Origin of the sequence: Mesorhizobium sp. M0998 (assembly GCF_040318885.1) — a bacterium.
Classification (GTDB): domain Bacteria; phylum Pseudomonadota; class Alphaproteobacteria; order Rhizobiales; family Rhizobiaceae; genus Mesorhizobium.
On the sequence record NZ_JAMYND010000090.1, the window covers coordinates 1 to 4,569 of the forward strand.

Below are 4,569 nucleotides of genomic sequence, written 5' to 3' on the forward strand. Positions count from 1 at the left end.
AGGTCGGCTTCGATTTCCTCGAAGCGGGGAACAAGAGATTGGAAAAGTCGCTCGCCGGCCTCGGTCGGTGCGACGCTCCGCGTCGTACGTGTCAGCAGGCGGACGCCAAGACGAGCTTCAAGCTCCTTGATTGTAGAGCTCAGGGTCGACTGCGAGGTTCCGAGCTTGGCCGCCGCCTTGGTGAAGCTGCGCTCCCGGGCGACCGCCACGAACCAGAGCAGATCCTTCATGCCATCGCGCTGCATAGGGCACCTCCCGTCTGACACTTATATCACAAGCAGATAAGTCCATGCGAATTACTCAGTCTAATAGAATGGCTCCCTCTGCAATATCTTCTGGCATGGCGACGGGGATTGGCGATCCGCCCCAGTCGCCTTGCAAGGATGCCAATTATGGAAACGACGTACGACACAAGGCTTGTCGAAGACCGCGCCGCATGGGGCGCGGTGTTGTCGATGGCGCTGTGTGTTTTCGTGCTCATCGCGTCGGAATTCATGCCGGTCAGCCTGCTGTCGCCGCTAGCGGCCGATCTCGGCATCACCGAGGGCCGCACGGGACAGGCGATCTCGATTTCGGGCGTTTTCGCCGTCGTGACCAGCCTGCTGGTCTCGGGCCTCACACGCCGGATCGACCGCCGACTGGTCGTGACCGGCTTTACCCTTCTCCTGATCGTGTCCGGGCTCGCTGTCACCTTCGCGCCGAACTACGCGTTCCTCATGGTCGGCCGGGCGCTACTCGGCATCGCGATCGGCGGGTTCTGGTCGATGTCGACCGCGATCGTCATGCGCCTCGTGCCGCAAGACATGGTTCCGAAGGGTCTCGCCATGCTAAACGCTGGCAATGCCATTGCGGCCACCATCGCCGCGCCGCTGGGCAGTTTTCTTGGCGCCTATGTCGGCTGGCGCGGCGCTTTCTTCCTCGTCGTGCCGCTTGGGGTCCTGGCGCTGGTCTGGCAGTGGACAAGCCTGCCGGCGCTGCCCCCGCGCCGGAGGAACCGTCCTGGCAATCCGCTGGCGCTCCTCGGCGGTCTTCCTGTCGCCACCGGCATGGCGTCAATCATGATGCTGTTCATGGGTCAGTTCGCGCTCTTCACCTATCTGCGGCCCTTCCTCGAGAGCGTCACTCGGCTCGACATCGCCGAGCTTTCGGCGATCCTGCTGGCGATGGGGCTGGCGGGGGTGCTCGGCACATGGTGCGTCGGCCGGCTTTTGCGCACGCGCCTGTTCAGCATCCTCATCGTCATCCCGCTTGTCATGGCCGCGCTGGCCGTAGCGCTCATCGCCTTCGGTACGATGCCAATTCCTACAGCGCCGCTGCTCGTTGCCTGGGGCTTTTTCGGCACGGCCGCGCCGGTTGGCTGGGGTACGTGGCTCAGCCGGACGTTGCCGGACGACGCAGAGGCCGGCGGCGGGTTGCAGGTAGCCGTCATCCAGCTCGCCATCACCGGCGGTGCCGCCATCGGCGGCACGCTCTTCGATAGGGTCGGCTGGTGGGGAGCGTTCGCTCTAGGCGCGGTGCTGCTCTGCGGATCAGCGCTCGCCGCCTTTGCCGCATCGCATATGGCCCGGAGATCTTTGCCATGACTATCGAGCGTGCGCCGCTCAGCCGCAGGACATTGCTTGGCGCCGCGCTCGCGGTGGCGGCCCTGCCTCGCGCAGCCGCCAGCCAAGAAGGCGAAGCCCCTGTAAGCCAGGAGCCAACTGACATGAAGATCAGGATGATTTTCAACGGCCGCACCATGACCGCCACGCTCTACGACAATCCGTCGGCGCGCGACTTCTTCTCCATGCTGCCGCTCGACCTCAAGATCGAGGACTACGCGCATAACGAGAAGATCGCCTATCTGCCGCGCAAGCTGACTGAGGAGGGAAGCGGTCCGTTCGCCAACGAGCAGCCCTATGACCTGTGTTATTTCATGCTCTGGGGCAACCTGGCCATGTTCTACGCCGACTACCGACATCCCGGGCTGATCAGGCTCGGCCGCTTCGACGAGGGCGAGCAGGCCCTGCACCTTCGCGGCGAGTTCCCGCTTCGCATCGAACGCATTTGAGGACACAAAGGAGATCACCATGGACATTCTTCGCGCAGGCACAAGGCCTTCCGCCAAGGGGCCGGCTGACTGGTTCACCGGAACGGTGCGGATCGATCCGCTCTTCAATCCCTTCGATGCCGGGCGGGTCCAAGGCGCACAGGTGACCTTCGAGCCCGGCGCCCGCACCGCCTGGCACACGCATCCGCTCGGCCAGACGCTGATCGTCGTCTCCGGCCTTGGCCGCGTGCAGCGCGAGGGTGGCCCGGTCGAAGAAATCCGTCCGGGTGACGTCGTCTGGTTCGCGCCCGGCGAAAAGCACTGGCACGGCGCGTCGCCTCAGACCGCCATGACCCACATCGCCCTCCAGGAGGTCAAGGACGGCAAGGTCGTGGACTGGCTGGAACATGTCAGCGACGCCGACTACGGCGCCTGATCTTCTCGACTCGAAAGGAACCAAAATGCTCGCAACTGTTCTTCACAAACCGGGCGACATCCGCTGCGAGGAAATCGCCGATCCGAAAATCATGCGGCCAACGGACGCCATCATCAAGCTCTCGGCAAGCTGCATCTGCGGCTCGGACCTGTGGCCCTATCGCGGGCTGCAGCCGGTCGACGGCCCGATGCATATGGGCCACGAATATTGTGGCATCGTCGTCGAGGTCGGCGCAGAGGTGCGCACCGTCCGTCCCGGCCAGTTCGTCGTCGGCTCGTTCTGCCTCTCCGACAATACCTGCCCGCATTGCCGCTTCGGCTTCCAGTCGTGCTGTGTGCAGCGCGAGTTCATGTCGGGCGCGCAGGCGCCTTACGCCCGCGTGCCGTTGGCGGATGGCACACTGGTCGCCACCGCCGAGGTGCCGCCGGCCGAACTCATCCCCGACCTGCTGGCCGTGTCCGATGTGCTCGGCACCGGCTGGTATGCGGCCGACGCAGCCGAGGTCCGAGAAGGATCGACGGTGGTGGTGGTCGGCGACGGTGCGGTCGGCCTGATGGGCGTGCTTGCGGCCAAGGAGATGGGCGCCGAGCGCATCATCGCCATGAGCCGGCACGCCAGCCGCCAGAAACTCGCTCGCGAGTTCGGCGCCACCGACATCGTCGCCGAGCGCGGCGAGGAAGGTGTGGCCCGGATCAAAGAGCTCACCAAGGACGTCGGCGCGGACTCGGTGCTGGAATGCGTCGGCACGGCGGAATCCTTCGACCAGGCGCTGGCCTGCTCTCGCCCCGGCGGCACCATCGGCTATGTCGGCGTGCCGCACGGCGTGAGCTTCGACGGCCAAAAACTATTCTTCGGCCAGAAGCGCATGTTGGGCGGCCCCGCGCCAGTGCGCCGCTTCCTGCCCGACCTTATGGACCGTGTGCTGCAAGGTCGGATCAAGCCCGGCAAGGTCTTCGACCTCAAGCTGCCGTTGGCCGAGGTCGCTGAAGGCTACCGCGCCATGGACGAGCGGCGCGCCATCAAGGTCATGCTTTCGGTGTGAGCGAAGATTGGACGGACGGCCTGTCCGCACCCACAACAATCAGAAAAGGAACAACGCATATGACGATGAGATTGAAGATCGCCGCCCTTGCGCTTTCAGTTATCACGCCGGCTTTCTCGCAAGAGTCCCCGATCATTGGCGCATGGCGCATGAGGTCGCTCGAGGCCGGTGCCGATGGAAACCTCAAGCCCGTGCCATATTCCGGCCAGGTCATCTTCATCGAGGCCGGCACCCTCTCGGTGCAGGCCCAGAACCCCGACGCCAAGGCGCCGGACACGCCTTATACAGCGAATGGCTACGAAGCCTATTACGGCCCGGTCGCCATCGACGACCAGGACAAGACCTTCGTCATCACGATCGAGTCCTCCCTGGTCCGCAACCTTGTCGGTAAGAGCATGAAACGCAAATTCGAAGTCTTGGGCAACAAACTGGTCCTCACCCCGGACAATCCGGCCGAAGGCTGGCGCGTAACCTACGAACGTTACTGATCGGAACAGCCCGACTGTCAACCTGTCATCGATGGCCACAATGGCGCGGACTTCAGACCGAAATGGCGCGACAGCGGAACTGGCGCCAATCATGGCGGCTGTCTTCGCCGGCTTCCTCCTGATCGGCTTGGCGCTACCCGTCCTGCCGCTGCATCTTCACCAGCAGCTCGGCTTCGGCCCCTTCGCAGTCGGGCTGGTGACGGGCAGCCAGTTCGTCGCCTCGATGCTGTCGCGCATTGGGGCTGGAAACTATGCCGATGGGCGCGGCGGCAAGCGGGCCGTCGTCGTCGGCCTCATTGCCGCTGCCCTGGCGGGGTTCATTTACGTCGGCTCGCTGGCATTGCTCGACCGGCCCGTAGCGTCCGCATCGGCGCTCTTCGCCGGCCGGGCGGTACTGGGCGCGTCTGAGAGCTTCATCATCACCGGCGGCGTCGCCTGGGGCCTTTCCCTTGCGGGCGGACAGAACTCCGGAAAGGTCATAGCCTGGGTGGGCACGGCGATGTTCGCGGCGCTCGCGCTAGGCGCGCCGATCGGATCTGCGCTTTATGCGGCGAGCGGCTTCGCCGCGATCGCA

General features: G+C 64.7%; 7 protein-coding genes. 6 read left to right on the forward strand and 1 reads right to left on the reverse strand.

Features of this window, described 5'->3' with window-relative positions; genetic code table 11:
- The coding region (locus tag NKH59_RS33050) for a LysR family transcriptional regulator (RefSeq protein WP_353024408.1) at positions 1-245 on the reverse strand (245 nt) is incomplete at its 3' end.
- A 147-nt stretch (positions 246-392) separates the two neighbouring features.
- Here NKH59_RS33050 and NKH59_RS33055 point away from each other — a divergent pair.
- The 6 genes from NKH59_RS33055 to NKH59_RS33080 form a co-directional block, all read left to right on the forward strand.
- Positions 393-1,583, forward strand: a complete 1,191-nt coding sequence (locus tag NKH59_RS33055; RefSeq protein ID WP_353024410.1) for an MFS transporter — start codon at positions 393-395, stop codon at positions 1,581-1,583.
- On the forward strand, positions 1,580-2,050 hold the full coding sequence (locus NKH59_RS33060; protein ID WP_353024412.1) for a cyclophilin-like fold protein: 471 nt from the start codon (positions 1,580-1,582) through the stop codon (positions 2,048-2,050). Before NKH59_RS33055 ends, NKH59_RS33060 begins: the two co-directional genes overlap by 4 nt.
- A gap of 19 nt (positions 2,051-2,069) precedes the next feature.
- A complete protein-coding gene (locus tag NKH59_RS33065; protein ID WP_352819453.1) occupies positions 2,070-2,465 on the forward strand; it encodes a (R)-mandelonitrile lyase in 396 nt (131 codons plus the stop codon).
- A gap of 25 nt (positions 2,466-2,490) precedes the next feature.
- On the forward strand, positions 2,491-3,507 hold the full coding sequence (locus NKH59_RS33070; RefSeq protein WP_353024414.1) for a zinc-dependent alcohol dehydrogenase family protein: 1,017 nt from the start codon (positions 2,491-2,493) through the stop codon (positions 3,505-3,507).
- Between the two features lie 65 nt (positions 3,508-3,572).
- A complete protein-coding gene (locus NKH59_RS33075) occupies positions 3,573-3,995 on the forward strand; it encodes a lipocalin-like domain-containing protein (protein WP_353024417.1) in 423 nt (140 codons plus the stop codon).
- 91 nt (positions 3,996-4,086) lie between these two features.
- Positions 4,087-4,569, forward strand: a 483-nt coding sequence (locus NKH59_RS33080) for an MFS transporter (protein ID WP_353024416.1), incomplete at its 3' end; no start/stop codon positions are given.